Below are 16,403 nucleotides of genomic sequence, written 5' to 3'. Positions count from 1 at the left end.
GCCGGTCAGCTTGACCGGCTACGCTGGTAGACTACGAAACTGTAGTCGTAAGGATTGTTATCAGAGGCGGCGAAATCCTCCCGCCCGATCTCTTCCCACTCGTCCCAGTTCACCTCCGGAAAATACGCATCTCCGTCTACCTCGGCGTGTACCTGGGTGATGTACATCCGGTCGACCATCGGCAGGGCTTCAGCGTAGATCTGGCCGCCACCGATGATCATTACTTCGTCTCCGCCTTCCAGCTCAGCCTGGGCTTCCGCTTTAACCAGTGCCGCTTCCAGTGATGGCGCAGCAACGGTGCCCGCGGGTGCCTGCCAGTCTGCGTTCCTTGATATCACCACATTCATGCGCCCGGGCAACGGCCGGCCAATGGAATCCCAGGTTTTCCGCCCCATGATGATGGGCTTACCCATGGTGGCCTGCTTGAAGTACTTCAAATCCCCCGGCAGATACCAGGGGAGCTGGTTGTTCCTCCCGATGACCCGGTTCCGGGACATGGCTACGATCAGTGCCTTTCTCATTCTTTTCTACCTCGAATCTTGCTGCCTTGCCGCCTTAATTACCGCTTGCCTAGTGCTCCCGCAAGGGGTTGGGAAGGCTTTCCAAAAACCGCTCCTTGCGGCACATCCATGTGGCGCTTCTGCTCCGCCATCCATGGCTCCGCACATTTTTGGAAAGCCTTCCCAACCCCTTGCAACCTGGCACCGGAGAATGCCGTCGACTCAGATTAGATTGCTATCGGAGCTTTGATCACGGGATGGGGCTCATAGCCTTTGAACTCAAAGTCTTCCAGTTCGTAATAGAATATCGATTCCGGCTTGCGCTTGATGACCAGTTTGGGCAGCGGCCTCGGCTCGCGCTTCAGTTGTTCGAACACGATGTCGTCGGTCAGGTGGTTGCTGTACAGGTGGCAGTCGCCAAAGGTGTGGACGAATTCTCCCACTTCCAGATCACATTGCTGGGCGATCATGTGGGTCAGCAGCGCGTAGCTGGCGATGTTGAACGGAACACCGAGGAACAGGTCGGCGCTGCGCTGGTATAGCTGGCAGGAGAGTTTGCCGTCGGCTACGTAGAACTGGAACAGGCAGTGGCAAGGCGCCAGTGCCATGCGGCCTTCACGCACGTTGTCCTGAGGGCTAACGGACTCGTCCGGCAATTCTGCCGGGTTCCAGGCTGAGACGATCAGGCGCCGGGAGTTGGGTTTGGTGCGAATCTGGTCGATGACTTCGCTGATCTGGTCGATAACGCGGCCGTCGTGGCATTGCCAGCTGCGCCATTGTTTGCCGTAGATGGGGCCCAAGTCGCCGTTTTCGAGGGCCCATTCGTTCCAGATGCTGACTTTGCGTTCCGCCAGCCAGGTGTTGTCGGTGGAGCCTTTCAGGAACCACAGTAGTTCGTAGATGATGCTGCGCAGGTGCACTTTCTTGGTGGTGACCAGGGGGAAGCCGTCCTGCAGGTTGAAGCGGATTTGTCGGCCGAATACCGAGCGGGTACCTACGCCGGTGCGGTCGCCTTTGTCGAATCCGTTGTCGACTACGTCTTGCATCAGGTCGAGGTAGGCTTTCATTGGGCGTTTCTCCGGTAAGCGAGGATCATCAGGGCGGCGCCGGCGGCAATCATGGGGGTGGAGAGCACCTGCCCCATGGTGAGCCAGTCAAAGGCCAGGTAGCCCAGTTGCGGGTCTGGCTGGCGTACGAATTCGGTCAGGAAGCGGAAGCTGCCGTAGCCCACCAGGAACAGGCCGGAGACGGCCATTTTCGGGCGGGGTTTGGAGGAGAACCACCAAAGCAATGCGAACAGCACCACGCCTTCCAGGGCGAACTGGTAGAGCTGGGACGGGTGTCGCGCCAGGCTGTCCGGTGCCTGGGGGAAGACCATGCCCCAGGACACGTCGGTGGGCTTGCCCCAGAGTTCGCCGTTGATGAAGTTGCCGATGCGCCCGGCACCCAGCCCCACCGGAACCAGGGGTGCCACGAAGTCGGCGATTTTCCAGAAGCCGGCCCCGGTTTTGCGGCCGAACCACCACATAGCCAGCATCACGCCCAGCAATCCGCCGTGGAACGACATGCCGCCTTCCCAGACCCTGAGCAGCCACAGCGGGTCTGCCAGGAAGGTGTCGAAGTTGTAGAACACCACGTAGCCGAAGCGGCCACCGAGGATGACCCCTAGCGCCAGGTAGAACAGCATGTCGCCCACCTGTTCTTCGTGCAGGGGCGACCAGGGCTTGCGGGTGCGCAGGCGGCCCAGCCACCAGCCGGCAGCAAAGCCGAGCAGGTAGGTCAGGCCATACCAGTGAATTTTCAGTGGGCCGATGGCGATGGCCACCGGGTCAAATTGCGGGTGTTGCAGCATGGAATGTCTCTCAGCTCAGCAGGAATCGGAGGCCGACGATGATCAGAACGATCGCAAAGATTCGCTTCAGCAGGCGGCCGTCCAGTTTGTGCGCCAGCTTTGCGCCGATGCGGGCAAAGAACACGCTGGTAACCACAATACCGATCAGGGCTGGCAAATATATGAAGCCGAAGCTCATTTCCGGCAAGCCCGGGTGTTCCCAGCCGGTCCAGATGTTGGCAGCGGCTCCGGCCAGGGCGATGGGCAGACCAAGGGCGGCGGAGGTTCCCACCGCCTGCTGCATTTTCACGTTACACCAGGTCAGGTAAGGCACGGATATAGTGCCGCCGCCAATCCCGAAAATGGCGGAGGCCCAGCCGATAAAGCCGCCGGCTACGCCAAGGCCGGTTGTTCCCGGCACATCCCGGCCCGGCTTGGGGTTCACTTCCAGGATCATTTTCAGGGCCACCAGGATAGCGAAGGCACCGATGATGGTTTCCAGGGCCGGCCCGCTCAGTAAAGACGCCGTCCAGGCCCCGACCACTGCACCGCCGACAATACCCACAGTCAGGGGCCGGAACAGTTCCCAGCGCACTGCCTGGTGCTGGTGGTGGGTGCGGATGGAGCTGATCGAGGTGAACACGATGGTGGCCAGGGACGTGCCGATGGCCAGGTGCGCAGCGATTTCAGGGCTCACGCCCACAAATCCGAAGCTGAAGATCAGCACAGGCACGATCACCAGGCCGCCACCAATGCCGAACAGGCCCGCCATGGTGCCGGCCAGGGCGCCGAGCAGCAGGTACAGAATAAATACGCCAAACAGGGTCATGAGTCTCAAGGGTCCCGGTAGGATTTCAGGCTGGTATGATACGCATAGTTGACTGTATCTGCAGCCTCCCGAACCAAAGGAAACGCCTCAACCATGTGCCTGATTGCCTTCGCCGTTGGCCAGAACCCCCGCTTCCCGCTGGTGGTGGCGGCCAACCGGGATGAATTTTTCCGGCGCCCCACTGCCGGCATGGACTGGTGGCAAGATTCCCACGGGCAAAAAGTACTGGCAGGCAGAGACCTGGAATCCGGCGGTACCTGGCTGGCTATTTCTCCGGACGGCCAGGTGGCTGCGGTTACCAACGTGCGCGAAGGCAGTACCGAAAGCGGTCGCCACAGCCGGGGTGAGCTGCCACTGCTGGCTCTGGCCCGGCCACGGGAGGAATTGCAACATCATCTGAATTCCGAACCCGGCCGCTACGCCGGGTTTAACCTGGTGTCGCTGGCCGGCTCCGGCGGCTGGTATTACAGTAACCGGGACGCCCATCCCGGCCGGCAGGTATTCCGGGGCATGTACGGCCTGAGCAATCACCTGTTGCAGACGCCCTGGCCGAAGCTGCTGCGCCTGCGCACCGCCGTGGGCCACTGTGTCGAGCAGGCCGGCGGTGATGCCGGCGCACTCCATCAGCAGCTGATTCCCCTGCTGCAGGACAACAGCCCGGCCCCGGACCACGAACTGCCGGATACCGGCGTGGGCATCGAAACCGAGCGGTTTCTGTCGGCGCCCTTCGTCACCGGTGAGTACTATGGCACCCGGGCCACCACGGTGGTGACGGTCTCCCGGGAAGGCGAAATCCACGTAACCGAACAATCCTGGGGGCCGTTCGGCGCCGCCCTTGAGCGACGTCAGTTCAGCTGGCAGCGATAGCCCGGGGACTCTGATATAATCCGCCCAATTTCTGACACACCGGACCCGGAGGGCCCCATGGCCGGCGAGAGCAACAACAGCACATCCATTGCCGACTTTGAAAAATCCCTGGACGAACTGGAAAAGCTGGTTCGCGACCTGGAGCAAGGCGAGCTGTCGCTGGAGCAGTCCCTGGCCGCTTTCGAGCGGGGCGTCAAACTCACCCGGGAATGCCAGAGCGCCCTGAAATCCGCCGAGCAACGGGTGGAACAACTCGTCCAGAACAGCGATGGCTCGCTGGAAACCCGGCCCTTTTCCGCGGATGACAGCAACTGATGACCGACAGCACTTCCCCGGCACTCGCCTACCTGGAACACTGCCGCACCCGTATTGACCACGAACTCGCCCAGGGCATCCAGCAGGCCTCGGTGTCAGACCGCCTGCAGGAAGCCATGCGCTACAGCGTGCTGGGAGGCGGCAAACGGATTCGCCCGGCGCTGTGCCTGGCCGCCGCCAGGGCAGTGGGCAGCCTGGAAGATGCCGCCGTGGCACCGGCCTGTTCACTGGAACTGATCCACGCCTATTCGCTGGTGCACGACGACCTGCCCGCCATGGATGACGACGACCTGCGCCGGGGCCGGCCTACAGCCCATATTGCCTTTGACGAAGCTACCGCGATCCTGGCCGGCGATGCGCTGCAGACCCTGGCGTTCACGCTGCTCGCTGATGCCCCGCAACTGTCCGATACCCAGCGGGTTAGCATGATTGCCGAACTGGCCCGGGCCAGTGGCCATCAGGGCATGGTGGGCGGCCAGGCCATTGACCTGGAATCGGTCGGCCTTGCGCTGAACATCGAACAGCTGGAAACCATGCACCGGCACAAGACCGGCGCGTTGATTGAAGCCAGCGTTCGGCTGGGCGCCCTGACCGCTCCGGGGGTCAGCGAGCAACATCTGAGTGCCTTGTCGGATTACGCCAGCGCCCTTGGCCTGGCATTCCAGGTGCAGGACGACCTGCTGGACATCGAGGGCGACACTGAAATCATCGGCAAGCGCCAGGGCTCCGACGCCGCCAAGGCCAAGCCCACCTACCCGGCCCTGCTGGGGCTGGACGGCGCCCGGGAGCGGCTCGGCGCGTTGCTGCAGCAATCCAAGCAGGCGCTGGACGGGCTTGGCGAAGAAGCCGCTCCGTTGCGGGCCATGGCAGACTATGTGGTCAGCCGGAACCACTGACCGGATTATCGCCGCAACATACCTTTTTGTAACAACTGGCCCGGGAAGTATGAAACAGCCTGTCCTGTTCCCTTATAATGCCCGCCAGAGAATTCATCTTTCCGACAAAGACCCGAGCTGATGCAGGACACATATATTTTCAGGGAAATCCCGTCACAGCGGCCCAACACTCCGCTACTGGACCGGATTGAAGTTCCGGCCCAGCTGCGTGAACTTCCGCCGGAAGATCTGCCCCAACTGGCCCGGGAGCTGCGAGCATTCCTGCTCTGGTCGGTGGGCCAGACCGGTGGGCATTTCGGTGCCGGCCTGGGGGTTCTGGAACTGACCCTGGCACTGCATTTTGTGTTCAACACGCCTGAAGACCGGCTGGTATGGGATGTGGGCCACCAGGCCTACCCCCACAAGATCCTGACCGGCCGCCGCGAGCAAATGGGCAGCATCCGCCGCAAGGATGGCCTGGCCGGCTTCCCGAAACGGGCCGAAAGTGAATACGACACCTTCGGCGTGGGCCACTCCAGCACGTCTATCAGTGCCGCCCTGGGCATGGCCATTGCCGCCCGCATGCAAAACACCGGGCGCAAGAGCATTGCCGTGATCGGCGATGGCGCCATGACCGCAGGCATGGCCTTCGAGGCCCTGAACCACGCAGGCCACCTGCATGCCGACATGCTGGTAATCCTGAACGACAACGACATGTCCATCTCCCGCAACGTCGGTGGCCTGTCCAACTACTTTGCCAAGCTGCTGGCCAGCCGTACCTACAACCAGGTTCGCGACAGCAGCAAAAAGGTCTTGAAAGGCACGCCACACCTGATGGCGCTGGCCAAGAAGACCGAAGAGCACTTCAAGGGCATGATCGCACCCGGCACCCTGTTCGAGGAGCTGGGTTTCAACTACATCGGCCCCATCGATGGCCATGACCTGCCGTTGCTGGTGGAAACACTGGAAAATATCCGCGAGCTGGAAGGCCCGCAGTTCCTGCACGTAGTGACCACCAAGGGCAAGGGCTTCGCCCCGGCCGAGGCCGATCCGATCGGCTACCACGCCATCAACAAGATCGAACCGGTGCCGGCCAGCAAACCGGAGCCGGTAAAACCCGCCTCGCCCAAACCCAAGTACGCCAACGTCTTCGGCCAGTGGCTGTGTGATGCGGCAGAACAGGACGAGCGGGTTGTCGGCATTACCCCGGCCATGTGTGAAGGGTCAGACCTGCTGGCGTTCTCCGAACGCTTCCCGGAGCGCTATTTCGATGTTGCCATTGCCGAACAGCACGCCGTAACCCTGGCGGCCGGTATGGCCTGTGACGGCGCCAAGCCGGTGGTGGCCATCTACTCCACCTTCCTGCAACGGGGCTACGATCAGCTGGTGCACGATGTGGCCATCCAGAACCTGGATGTGCTGTTTGCCATCGACCGGGCAGGCCTGGTGGGCGAAGACGGCCCCACCCACGCCGGCGCCTTCGATATCAGCTACCTGCGTTGCATCCCGAACATGGTGATCATGACACCGTCGGATGAAAACGAAACCCGTCAACTGCTGCACACCGGCCTGGAATTCCAGGGCCCGGCGGCGGTGCGTTATCCCCGGGGCACCGGCCCGGGCGCGGACATCCAGCAACAGCTGCAGGCACTGCCCATCGGCAAGGGCCGTCGGGTTCGGGACGGCAGCCGGGTGGCCATTCTCAATTTCGGCACCCTGCTGACACCGGCACTGGAAGCGGCCGAAGCCCTGGATGCCACCGTGGCCGACATGCGCTTTGTTAAACCTCTGGACGAAGCCCTGGTGCTGGAACTGGCCGAACAGCATGACCTGCTGGTGACCCTGGAAGAGAACGTGGTAGCCGGTGGTGCCGGCAGTGCAGTGACCGAATTCCTGAACGCCAGCCTGGTTACCATGCCGGTGCTGCAGCTGGGCCTACCTGACCGGTTCGTGGAGCACGGCAAGCACGAGGAACTGCTGGAAGAGTGCGGGCTGAATGCCGAAGGGATTCGCGAGGCCATCGCCCGGCGCCTGGAGCAACTGGGTTACCCGGGGCTGACCGCCACCAGGTAACCGGTACGCGGGCAACCCGGGTTGCCCGCAGCAATCAATTATTCAGGCCAGGTCGTCGTCCTGGTGGGTCTCAAGCCAGTGGCCCAGCTTGCTTTGCTTGGTATTCAGGTAATGCTCGTTATGGGGGTTACGGCCCACATGCAAAGGCACCCGCTCGGCAATCCGGATGCCGTAAGATTCCAGCGCCTTCACTTTCCGCGGATTATTGGTCATCAGCCTCAGGCTGGTAATGCCCAGATGCTCCAGCATGTCTTTGCACATGCTGTAATCCCTCAGGTCTGCCCCGAAGCCCAGCCGCTCGTTCGCCTCGACCGTATCTGCGCCCTCATCCTGCAACCGGTAGGCCCGGATCTTGTTCAGCAGGCCGATACCCCGGCCTTCCTGGCGCAGGTACAACAGAATGCCACGGCCTTCCCGGGCAATACTGCGCAGCGCTTCTTCCAGCTGGTAGCCGCAATCACAGCGCATGCTGTACAGGGCGTCACCGGTCAGACACTCCGAGTGGGTACGGGCCAGCAGTGGCTCGTCTGAGCTGATATCACCCAACGTCAGCGCTACATGCTCCTTGCCGGTATCCGGCTCTTCAAAGCCGTGCATGTCGAAAACACCGAACGGGGTGGGCAAACGGCAGGTCTCAATGTAACGAACAGCCACTGTAATTCCTCGTGGTTCTGACAAATGGGGCGGGCATTCTATCACGGTGGTACTAGGCGGGCGTAGTGCCGGCAACCCAGTGACCGGAACGACCACCTTTTTTCTCAAGCAAACGGGCGTTATCAACCACCATACCCTTGTCCACCGCCTTGCACATATCGTACAGGGTGAGGGCCGCAATGCTGGCTGCCGTCAGTGCTTCCATCTCGACACCGGTCTGGCCGGAGAGCTTGCATCGGGTCAGGATATGGACCGAGGCGCCATCGTCCCCCGGGGTCAGCTCCACCTTCACCGAGGTAAGGTTCAGTGCATGGCAAAGGGGAATCAGGTCGTGGGTCCTCTTGGCCGCCATAATGCCGGCAATTCGTGCAGTGGCCAGTACGTCACCCTTCGGATGCTCGCCATCCACGATCATACGCAGGGTTTCAGGCTGCATGCGGATAGTCGCCTCGGCCCGGGCCTCGCGCTCGGTAACAGCCTTGTCGGTTACATCGACCATCCGGGCTTCGCCCTTATCATCAAGATGAGTCAGCTTGCTCACGATTGTTTCCGCCTCAGTCATTCAATGGGTTATTTCAGCAAGGCCCGGTTACCACCAGAAACCGATCCCGGCAATCCCCTGGCCGCCAAGGGCCCTGGCCTTTGCTATGTGGCCGGGCTGCATACCGCCCAGTGCGTAGACCGGCAGCCTGGCTGCAGCGACCAGTTGCTCAAAGGCCTCCCAGCCCAGGGTTGGTTCTCCAGGGTGGCTGGCCGTGGGCAACACCGGCCCCAGCACCGCGTAATCCGCTCCCAGGCGCTCTGCCTGGCGCAGTTGCTCTGCACTATGGCAAGACACACCCAGCCGGACATTACCCGCTACAGGGCGCCCTGAAAGCCTTTCAGCTTCACGCCAGGGCAAATGCAGGCCGTCGGCCTCCGTAAATTCCGAAAGCAGGGCTGGTCCACCATGGAGCATTACCCCGACCGATGAGCCGGAACAGCGCGCCAGCGCCATCGAGACCAGCCGCCGGTACTGCTCCGGAACCAGCCCCGGCGCCCTTAGCACTACCAGGCCGTCGGTAACCCGCTGCAGGGCCTGGTCGAGCCGGCATTCACCCTCGCCTGGCCCAGCCAGGGAACCGGTAATGTGCAAAGTCCGGGGCAGTCTCAGGGCCCGGATGATCGGCCGGTTCGCCGCAGGAAAGTCTTCATCCCGCAGCTCTTCCGGGGTCAGCCAGAACACCGGCTGACCTTCCCTGCCCTCGGCTTCGCCTTCCGCCGCTGCGGTCTGCCAGACATCCAGGAACACTTGCTTGTCGCCGTAGTCATGGCGAATACCAATCACCGGCTCCAGCGTTTCAGCCGGCACCCGAAGCCCGGTTTCTTCGGCGATTTCCCGCACCAGGGCCTGCTGTACGGTTTCTCCCGACTCTACCTTGCCACCGGGAAATTCCAGCAATCCTCCCTGATGTACGTGCTCCGGCCGCCGGGCGATCAGTATGCGGCCGCCACGCACGATTACCGCTACCGCGACATGGATCAGTTTCTTCACTGCCATGGCCGACGGCTCAGGTGCGGTATTCGGCATTGATGGTCACATAGTCGTGGGAGAAGTCGCAGGTCCACACGGTTTCGTGGACATCGCCCCGCTTCAGGTCAATGGCGATGGTAATTTCTTCCTGGTCCATTACTGCCTGGCCGCGGGCTTCGGAATAATCATCCGCCCTGCCGCCGTTGCGCACCAGGCAGACATCGCCCAGATAGATTTCCAGCGCTTCCAGGTCGAGATTCGGTACACCGGCCCGGCCCACGGCCGCCAGGATCCGGCCCCAGTTCGGGTCTGACGCAAACAGGGCGGTTTTTACCAGCGGCGAGTGGGCCACGGTATAGGCTACGTCCAGGGCTTCCTGCTGGTTACCGGCACCGGTTACGTCGATGGTGACAAACTTGGTGGCGCCTTCGCCGTCACGAACAATGGCATGGGCCAGGTCCAGGTAGACCTGCTGCAGGACTTCCCTCAGCCTGGGCAGCAACGGGCTGTCTGCGGTAATTTCCGGGCCGGAGTACTGGCCAGTGGCCATCAGCATGCAGGCATCGTTAGTGGATGTGTCACTGTCGATGGTAATCCGGTTGAAGGACTTCTCGCCCAACTCGGAGGCCAGGCCTTGGAGCACGTCCGGCGCAATATTGGCATCGGTAGCGATAAAGCCCAGCATGGTCGCCATGTTGGGGCGAATCATGCCAGCGCCCTTGCTGATGCCGGAGATGGTTACCGTGTGGCCATCCAGGTCCACCTGGCAGCTGGCACCCTTGGGCCGGGTATCCGTGGTCATAATGCCGCTGGCAGCTTCCGCCCAGCGATCTTCACGGCTGCCCGAAAGGGCTTCCGGCAACGCAACAACAATCTTGTCCACCGGCAGCGGCTCGCCGATGACGCCGGTCGAGAACGGCAGAACGTCAGCCGTCCGGACACCCGCCTGCCCGGCCAGCTCGGCGCAGCAACGTTCGGCATCGGCCATACCACGGGCGCCGGTACCGGCATTGGCGTTGCCGGTGTTGATCAGCAAATAACGGGGAGCACCCTGCTCCAGGTGGCGCCGGCTCAGCACTACCGGGGCGGCACAGAACTGGTTAGTGGTAAAAATACCGGCCACCCGGGCACCGGGTGCCAGCTCGAACACCACGACGTCTTTGCGGCCGGGCTTTTTGATGCCGGCGCTGGCAATGCCAATCTTCACCCCGGCCACCGGGAAAAACTCGGGTAAGGTTCCTGGACCTACCGCCATGCCTGTCTCCTTGAATAATCCTGATCAATAAACGACAAAACCCGCAAGCTGCCAGCACTCTGGCGGTTTGCGGGTTCTGGTGCTTCGGTGCCGGGCTGGTCGGTTAGCTGACCTTGCCGCAGCACTGTTTGTATTTCTTGCCAGATCCGCAGGGGCAGGGTTCGTTTCGGCCCACTTTTCGCTCCTGGCGTACAAAGGTATCCGGCGTGGTCTGCTGGCCTTGCTGGCCGCCTTCGCCGTCACCTTCACCTTCCGCTACCCGGGCGGCACTGGTTTCGTCATGGCGGAGCTTGGCACGGGCCATTTCCCGCTCTAGCTCTTCCTTGCGACGGCGCTCGATCTCTTCCATTTCCTCGCGGCTCTGCACGCGAACGTGGCTCAGCACCCGGGCAACATCACGCTTCATGGTATCGAGCATGGTCTCGAAAAGGTTGAAAGCCTCACGCTTGTATTCCTGCTTCGGGTTCTTCTGGGCGTAGCCACGCAGGTGAATACCGCGGCGCAGATGATCCATGTTCGACAAGTGTTCTTTCCACAGGGTGTCGAGCACCTGCAGGAACACCTGTTTTTCGAACTTGCGCATGGCTTCGGCGCCAGCGATTTCTTCCTTGGAGCGGTATTCGGCCACAATCGCGTCGAGGATCTTCCGGCGAAGGTTCTCCTCGTACAGTTTGTTGTCTTCTTCCAGCCACTTCTGAACCGGAAGGTCCACAGCCATCTCGGACTGCAGCTGAACTTCCAGGCCAGCAACATCCCACTGCTCCGGCATGCTCTGGGGCGGAATGAACTCGCTGATCAGGGCATCCACCACATCGGCCCGGATGGTGTCGACCATCTCGGAAATATCGTTGGAGGCCATCACCTCGTTACGCTGATCATAGATCACCGTACGCTGGTCGTTGGCCACGTCATCGTATTCCAGCAGGGTTTTACGCATGTCGAAGTTGCGACCTTCCACCTTGCGCTGGGATTTCTCGATGGCGTTGGAAACCATGCGGTGCTCGATGGCCTCGCCCTTCTTCATGCCCATGGCCTGCATCAGGTTCTTCACCCGCTCCGGGGCAAAGATCCGCATCAGGTTATCTTCCAGTGACAGGAAGAAGCGGGAAGAACCCGGATCGCCCTGACGGCCGGCACGGCCCCGCAACTGGTTGTCGATACGGCGGGATTCGTGACGCTCGGTACCGACAATGTGCAGGCCACCGGCGTCCAGCACCTGGGTGTGACGCTCGGTCCACTCGGCCTTGATGCGGGCAACTTCTTCCTCGGAAGGGTTGTCCAGGCCGGCCACCTCGTGCTCCCAGTTACCACCCAGCACAATGTCGGTACCACGGCCCGCCATGTTGGTGGCGATGGTCACCGCACCGGGGCGGCCCGCCTGGGCAATGATCTGGGCTTCGGATTCGTGCTGCTTGGCGTTCAGGATCTTGTGGTCGATCCGGGCCTTTTTCAGCAGCATGGACAGCAATTCAGACGCCTCGATGGAGGCCGTACCCACCAGTACCGGGCGACCCTCGGAGGTTACATCCTTGATCTCGTCGATAATGGCGTGGAATTTCTCTTCCTGGGTCAGGTACACCAGGTCGTTGTAGTCAATCCGCTGGATCGGCTTGTTGGGCGGAATCACCACCACGTCCAGACCGTAGATCTGGCGGAACTCGAAGGCTTCGGTATCGGCGGTACCGGTCATGCCCGCAAGCTTTTCGTACAAACGGAAATAGTTCTGGAAGGTTGTGGAGGCCAGGGTCTGGCTCTCGGCCTGGATCTTCAGGCCCTCTTTCGCCTCGATGGCCTGGTGCAGGCCTTCACTCCAGCGACGGCCCGGCATGGTCCGGCCGGTGTGCTCGTCAACAATCACCACCTGGCCACCCTGAACGATGTAGTCCACATCTTTCTGGAACAGGTGATGGGCCCGCAGGGCTGAGTGGACGTGGTGCAGCAGGCTCAGGTTAGCCGCGGAATACAGGCTTTCCCCTTCGTTCAGCAAACCGCGGCTGAGCAGGAGCTCCTCGACCTTTTCATGGCCGGCTTCAGTCAGCTCAACCTGGCGGGATTTTTCGTCGATGGTGAAGTCACCGGAGGACTCACCCTCCTCGCTCACCTCGCCTTTCTCCAGGCTGGGCACCAGGCTGTTAATGGCCTGGTACATTTTCGAGGAGTCTTCCGCGGCACCGGAGATAATCAGCGGCGTGCGGGCCTCATCGATCAGAATCGAATCCACCTCATCCACGATGGCGTAGTTCAGGCCGCGCTGAACCTTGTCTTCAATACTGAAGGCCATGTTGTCGCGCAGGTAATCGAAGCCGAACTCGTTGTTGGTACCGTAGGTAATATCGGCCTGGTAGGCCGCGCGCTTTTCTTCCGGCGGCTGGCCGGCAACCACTACGCCGATGGTGAGCCCCAGGAACCGGTACAGCTTGCCCATCCACTCGGCATCACGGCTGGCCAGGTAATCGTTCACGGTAACAACGTGAACACCCTTGCCCGGCAGAGCATTGAGGTAAACCGCGGCGGTCGCCACCAAGGTTTTACCCTCACCGGTTTTCATCTCGGCGATGCGGCCTTCGTGCAGGGTCATACCACCGATCAGCTGCACGTCGTAATGGCGCATGCCCATTACCCGGCGGCTGGCTTCACGTACGGTGGCAAAGGCTTCGGGAAGCAGCGCATCCAGCGCTTCGCCTTCGTCAAGGCGCCGGCGGAACTCCGCCGTCTTGCCTTGCAGCTCTGTATCCGACAAACCGCCAAATTGTTCTTCAAGGTCGTTGATGCGCAAAACCGCCTTGCGCATGCGCTTGATCTCTCTGGCGTTTTTACTGCCGAACATCTTGGTTGCAAGCTTTGAGAACATAGACCACTGCTTCTTCAGTTAAACGGAGGAAGCCGGCATTCTAACCTTATTTGGCGACAGGACAAAAGGCAGGGTTCACGGGAATGATATCAGCGGCTTGCCCGCTGGATATATTTGACAGGATCTTCGGTCTTTCCGTTACGGATAACTTCGAAATGTACGTGCGGTCCGGTAGAGCGGCCGGTGCTACCCATCAGTGCAACCACCTGGCCTTTCTGGACCACATCGCCGATCTTGACCTTGACGGTTTTGGCGTGGGCGTAGCGGGTAACCAGGCCATCGCCATGATCCACTTCTACCAGGTTGCCATAGCCGTAACGCTCGCCGGCCCAGGTGACCACACCACTGGCCACGGCAATAATGTCGCTGCCGTCTTTGCCGGCCAGGTCCACGCCACCGTGCCAGGTACGTTTGCCGGTGAACGGATCGGAACGGTAACCGTACTTGGAGGACAACCAGCCCCAGGTGATCGGCCGGCCCTGCACATAGCGTTCATCTTCCAGCTTCTGCCGGGACGACACCTTATCCAGCAGGCGCAGTTGTTTCTCGCGGTCTTCCAGCTGACGCTCCAGCTGGAAAATCATTTCTGTCAGCTCCGGGGCACTGTAGGAATCACCGGCAAGGCCCAGCTCTTCCGGACCACCCACCGCCGGCGGCTGGTCAAAATTGAATTCATCACTGGCCACCAGGCCCGATTCCATAAAGCGCTGGCCGAGGGCATCCAGGCGCAGCATACGGCCCTGGATCTGGCCCAACCGAAGGGTCAAGGCGTCTACCTGCTGTTGTACATCTTCCCGAACACGGGCAAGCTGGGCCTTCTGCTGTTCCAGCTTTGAACGCCATTCAGCCACCAACTCGGATTCGGTCGGTTGTTCAGCGGCGGCCTTGGTAACGGCTACCTGATAGCCCGCCCAGCCGGCCGCCAGGATAAGCGCCAGCACAAGGAAAATCAGCCCGGCCAGAACACCGCCATTCAACGCGACAGCCTTTGACTGACCATGGCGTTTGCCAACGAAAATTACATTCATATCGTCATTCGGTGTCATCGAAGAGTCGCAACCTGTTCCCTGTAGTGCTGCGACCCGGAAAATTTTCGAGTGGGTCTGCTATCCTTGCAACAACTACGTATTGAATAGACGCAGTGCCAGCTGGACACACTCTCTCGCGACAATGTAAAACGGGAGCAATGCTGGCACCATCAAAAAAACGTGCCGAAGTGTAACCAATCGTAAACGGGCTCGTCGAGACAAAAACTGTCAATGAATGAAAAATCCGATCAAAAAATGATCTTCCGCACAAACAGCGGCCCGGCGCCGGCTTCCACCCTGAAGGAGCTGATGGCCCGGGCGGAACTGCATTTACAGGCGGAACAACAGGTCCTCGAAGCCATACCCGCAGAACTTCGGACAGGCACCCGATTTGTCAGCTGCCAGGATGGCGAGCTGGTTCTGGCTACAGATAACGCCAGCAAGGCCACGCGATTGCGCTTCCGCCAGCACGAAATTATGGAGGCATTACGGGAGAACGAACTGTTCCGTTTTGTCTGGAAGGTGCGCATCAAGGTCAGCCCGCTCAGGTATCGGGCGCGCAAGAAAGTCGAAAAAATACCTTTGAGCCAAGAAAATGCCCGGCTCCTCAAAGAGGAAGCCGGGCACACGAAGGATAAAGCTTTGCGCGAGGTTCTCGAAAAACTCGCCAGCCACGTGCGGGATTAAGGCGTCCGGCCTTAACCCACCGCCAGCACAGGCTTCATATAAGAGATAGGTGCAGTGGCTTCGTCATCGAAGGTCACCACTTCCCAGGCATCTTCTTCAGCCCTGAGCTTGCGCAGCAGCTTGTTGTTCAGGTCGTGACCTGATTTAATACCACGGAACTCACCAATCAGGCTGTTGCCCAACAGGTAAAGGTCGCCGATGGCATCCAGTACCTTGTGCTTGACGAACTCGTCGTCGTAGCGCAGACCGTCTTCGTTCAGGATCTTGTAGTCGTCAACCACGATGGCGTTGTCTACGCTACCACCGAGGGCCAGGTTCATGGCCCGCAGCTTCTCGATATCCCGCATAAAGCCGAAAGTCCGGGCACGGGATACTTCTTTCACGAACGACGTGGAAGAGAAGTCTACCGTTGCGGTCTGGGCGCGACCCTTGAACACCGGATGGTCGAAGTCGATACCGAAGCTGACCTTGAAGCCTTCGAAAGGCAGGAAGGTTGCTTTCTTACCGTCTTCTTCCACGGTGACTTCACGCTTGATACGGATGAAGCGCTTGGCGGCTTCCTGCTCGGCGATCCCTGCAGACTGCAGCAGGAATACAAACGGGCCGGCGGAACCGTCCATGATCGGCACTTCTGCCGCACTGAGTTCGACATAGCAGTTGTCGATTCCGAGACCAGCCATGGCCGAGAGCAAATGCTCAACCGTCGCCACACGGACACCGTCTTTTACCAGCGTCGTGGACAGCATGGTCTCACCCACATTCTCCGCACAGGCACGGATCTCGACCATCGGGTCCAGATCGGTGCGGCGGAAGATGATTCCTGCATCGACAGGTGCCGGCTTCAGCGTCAGGTAAACCTTTTCCCCTGAGTGCAGGCCTACACCAGTCGCGCGGATGGTGTTTTTGAGTGTCCGTTGTCTGATCATCGGTTCATTATTCCGTCACAAAAGTTCGATATTCTGAGCAAAAAACTGCCCGCAGAATATCAGAATTCAAGACTGAGCACCATTTAACCAGCATGACTTTACTTAACTTTTGCAATAGTCATCGGCTATGGCAATCAGCTCACGTTTGACTAAGGCTTTCGGTTCCCTGGAGAAACATCAGAAACCGGACCTCCGTCAT

16 protein-coding genes are annotated in these 16,403 nt (G+C 60.4%); 5 read left to right on the top strand and 11 right to left on the bottom strand.

Annotated features, from left to right (window positions below; translation table 11 throughout):
- Positions 1 to 5 precede the first annotated feature (5 nt).
- From B9Q17_RS06465 to B9Q17_RS06450, 4 genes are all read right to left on the bottom strand, one after another.
- The gene (locus B9Q17_RS06465) at positions 6 to 521 is read right to left on the bottom strand and encodes a dihydrofolate reductase (RefSeq protein WP_094624587.1); all 516 of its coding nucleotides are present in this window, start codon (positions 519 to 521) and stop codon (positions 6 to 8) included.
- A 206-nt stretch (positions 522 to 727) separates the two neighbouring features.
- A complete protein-coding gene (locus B9Q17_RS06460) occupies positions 728 to 1,567 on the bottom strand; it encodes a thymidylate synthase (RefSeq protein WP_094624586.1) in 840 nt (279 codons plus the stop codon).
- Complete coding sequence (lgt, locus tag B9Q17_RS06455) at positions 1,564 to 2,352, bottom strand: prolipoprotein diacylglyceryl transferase (RefSeq protein ID WP_022988703.1); 789 nt, start codon at positions 2,350 to 2,352, stop codon at positions 1,564 to 1,566. The genes B9Q17_RS06460 and lgt overlap by 4 nt, the downstream gene beginning before the upstream one ends.
- Before the next feature lie 10 nt (positions 2,353 to 2,362).
- The gene (locus B9Q17_RS06450; protein ID WP_094624585.1) at positions 2,363 to 3,160 is read right to left on the bottom strand and encodes a sulfite exporter TauE/SafE family protein; all 798 of its coding nucleotides are present in this window, start codon (positions 3,158 to 3,160) and stop codon (positions 2,363 to 2,365) included.
- 93 nt (positions 3,161 to 3,253) lie between these two features.
- Between B9Q17_RS06450 and B9Q17_RS06445 the strand changes: the two genes are divergently transcribed.
- The 4 genes from B9Q17_RS06445 to dxs all read left to right on the top strand — a co-directional run bounded on the left by B9Q17_RS06445 (position 3,254) and on the right by dxs (position 7,290).
- Positions 3,254 to 4,027: an NRDE family protein gene (locus B9Q17_RS06445; RefSeq protein ID WP_094624584.1), complete on the top strand. Its 774-nt coding sequence runs from the start codon at positions 3,254 to 3,256 to the stop codon at positions 4,025 to 4,027.
- A gap of 57 nt (positions 4,028 to 4,084) precedes the next feature.
- Complete coding sequence (locus tag B9Q17_RS06440; RefSeq protein ID WP_022988700.1) at positions 4,085 to 4,342, top strand: exodeoxyribonuclease VII small subunit; 258 nt, start codon at positions 4,085 to 4,087, stop codon at positions 4,340 to 4,342.
- The gene (gene ispA, locus B9Q17_RS06435) at positions 4,342 to 5,238 is read left to right on the top strand and encodes a (2E,6E)-farnesyl diphosphate synthase (protein ID WP_094624583.1); all 897 of its coding nucleotides are present in this window, start codon (positions 4,342 to 4,344) and stop codon (positions 5,236 to 5,238) included. Before B9Q17_RS06440 ends, ispA begins: the two co-directional genes overlap by 1 nt.
- Before the next feature lie 120 nt (positions 5,239 to 5,358).
- The gene (dxs, locus tag B9Q17_RS06430; RefSeq protein ID WP_094624582.1) at positions 5,359 to 7,290 is read left to right on the top strand and encodes a 1-deoxy-D-xylulose-5-phosphate synthase; all 1,932 of its coding nucleotides are present in this window, start codon (positions 5,359 to 5,361) and stop codon (positions 7,288 to 7,290) included.
- A 42-nt stretch (positions 7,291 to 7,332) separates the two neighbouring features.
- Here the strand turns inward: dxs and ribA are convergent, their stop codons facing one another.
- The 6 genes from ribA to B9Q17_RS06400 all read right to left on the bottom strand — a co-directional run bounded on the left by ribA (position 7,333) and on the right by B9Q17_RS06400 (position 14,591).
- Positions 7,333 to 7,944: a GTP cyclohydrolase II gene (ribA, locus tag B9Q17_RS06425; RefSeq protein ID WP_022988697.1), complete on the bottom strand. Its 612-nt coding sequence runs from the start codon at positions 7,942 to 7,944 to the stop codon at positions 7,333 to 7,335.
- Positions 7,945 to 7,996: 52 nt separating this feature from the next.
- Positions 7,997 to 8,485, bottom strand: a complete 489-nt coding sequence (moaC, locus tag B9Q17_RS06420) for a cyclic pyranopterin monophosphate synthase MoaC (RefSeq protein ID WP_094624776.1) — start codon at positions 8,483 to 8,485, stop codon at positions 7,997 to 7,999.
- A 48-nt stretch (positions 8,486 to 8,533) separates the two neighbouring features.
- A complete protein-coding gene (locus B9Q17_RS06415; RefSeq protein ID WP_094624581.1) occupies positions 8,534 to 9,484 on the bottom strand; it encodes a Nudix family hydrolase in 951 nt (316 codons plus the stop codon).
- Between the two features lie 10 nt (positions 9,485 to 9,494).
- Positions 9,495 to 10,712, bottom strand: a complete 1,218-nt coding sequence (gene argJ / locus B9Q17_RS06410) for a bifunctional glutamate N-acetyltransferase/amino-acid acetyltransferase ArgJ (protein ID WP_094624580.1) — start codon at positions 10,710 to 10,712, stop codon at positions 9,495 to 9,497.
- Positions 10,713 to 10,815: 103 nt separating this feature from the next.
- Positions 10,816 to 13,563, bottom strand: coding sequence for a preprotein translocase subunit SecA (secA, locus tag B9Q17_RS06405; RefSeq protein ID WP_094624579.1), 2,748 nt, complete (start codon positions 13,561 to 13,563; stop codon positions 10,816 to 10,818).
- 89 nt (positions 13,564 to 13,652) lie between these two features.
- The gene (locus B9Q17_RS06400; protein ID WP_227508223.1) at positions 13,653 to 14,591 is read right to left on the bottom strand and encodes a M23 family metallopeptidase; all 939 of its coding nucleotides are present in this window, start codon (positions 14,589 to 14,591) and stop codon (positions 13,653 to 13,655) included.
- Positions 14,592 to 14,822: 231 nt separating this feature from the next.
- Between B9Q17_RS06400 and B9Q17_RS06395 the strand changes: the two genes are divergently transcribed.
- On the top strand, positions 14,823 to 15,278 hold the full coding sequence (locus B9Q17_RS06395) for a DUF721 domain-containing protein (protein ID WP_058340406.1): 456 nt from the start codon (positions 14,823 to 14,825) through the stop codon (positions 15,276 to 15,278).
- An 11-nt stretch (positions 15,279 to 15,289) separates the two neighbouring features.
- Here B9Q17_RS06395 and lpxC read toward each other — a convergent pair whose 3' ends face one another.
- A complete protein-coding gene (lpxC, locus tag B9Q17_RS06390; RefSeq protein WP_022988690.1) occupies positions 15,290 to 16,204 on the bottom strand; it encodes a UDP-3-O-acyl-N-acetylglucosamine deacetylase in 915 nt (304 codons plus the stop codon).
- Positions 16,205 to 16,403 lie beyond the last annotated feature (199 nt).

It is taken from the genome of Marinobacter vinifirmus, from assembly GCF_002258215.1.
Lineage (GTDB): Bacteria > Pseudomonadota > Gammaproteobacteria > Pseudomonadales > Oleiphilaceae > Marinobacter > Marinobacter vinifirmus.
Note: the sequence above shows the minus strand (reverse complement) of the source record. Positions and strands in the feature narration are given on the sequence as shown.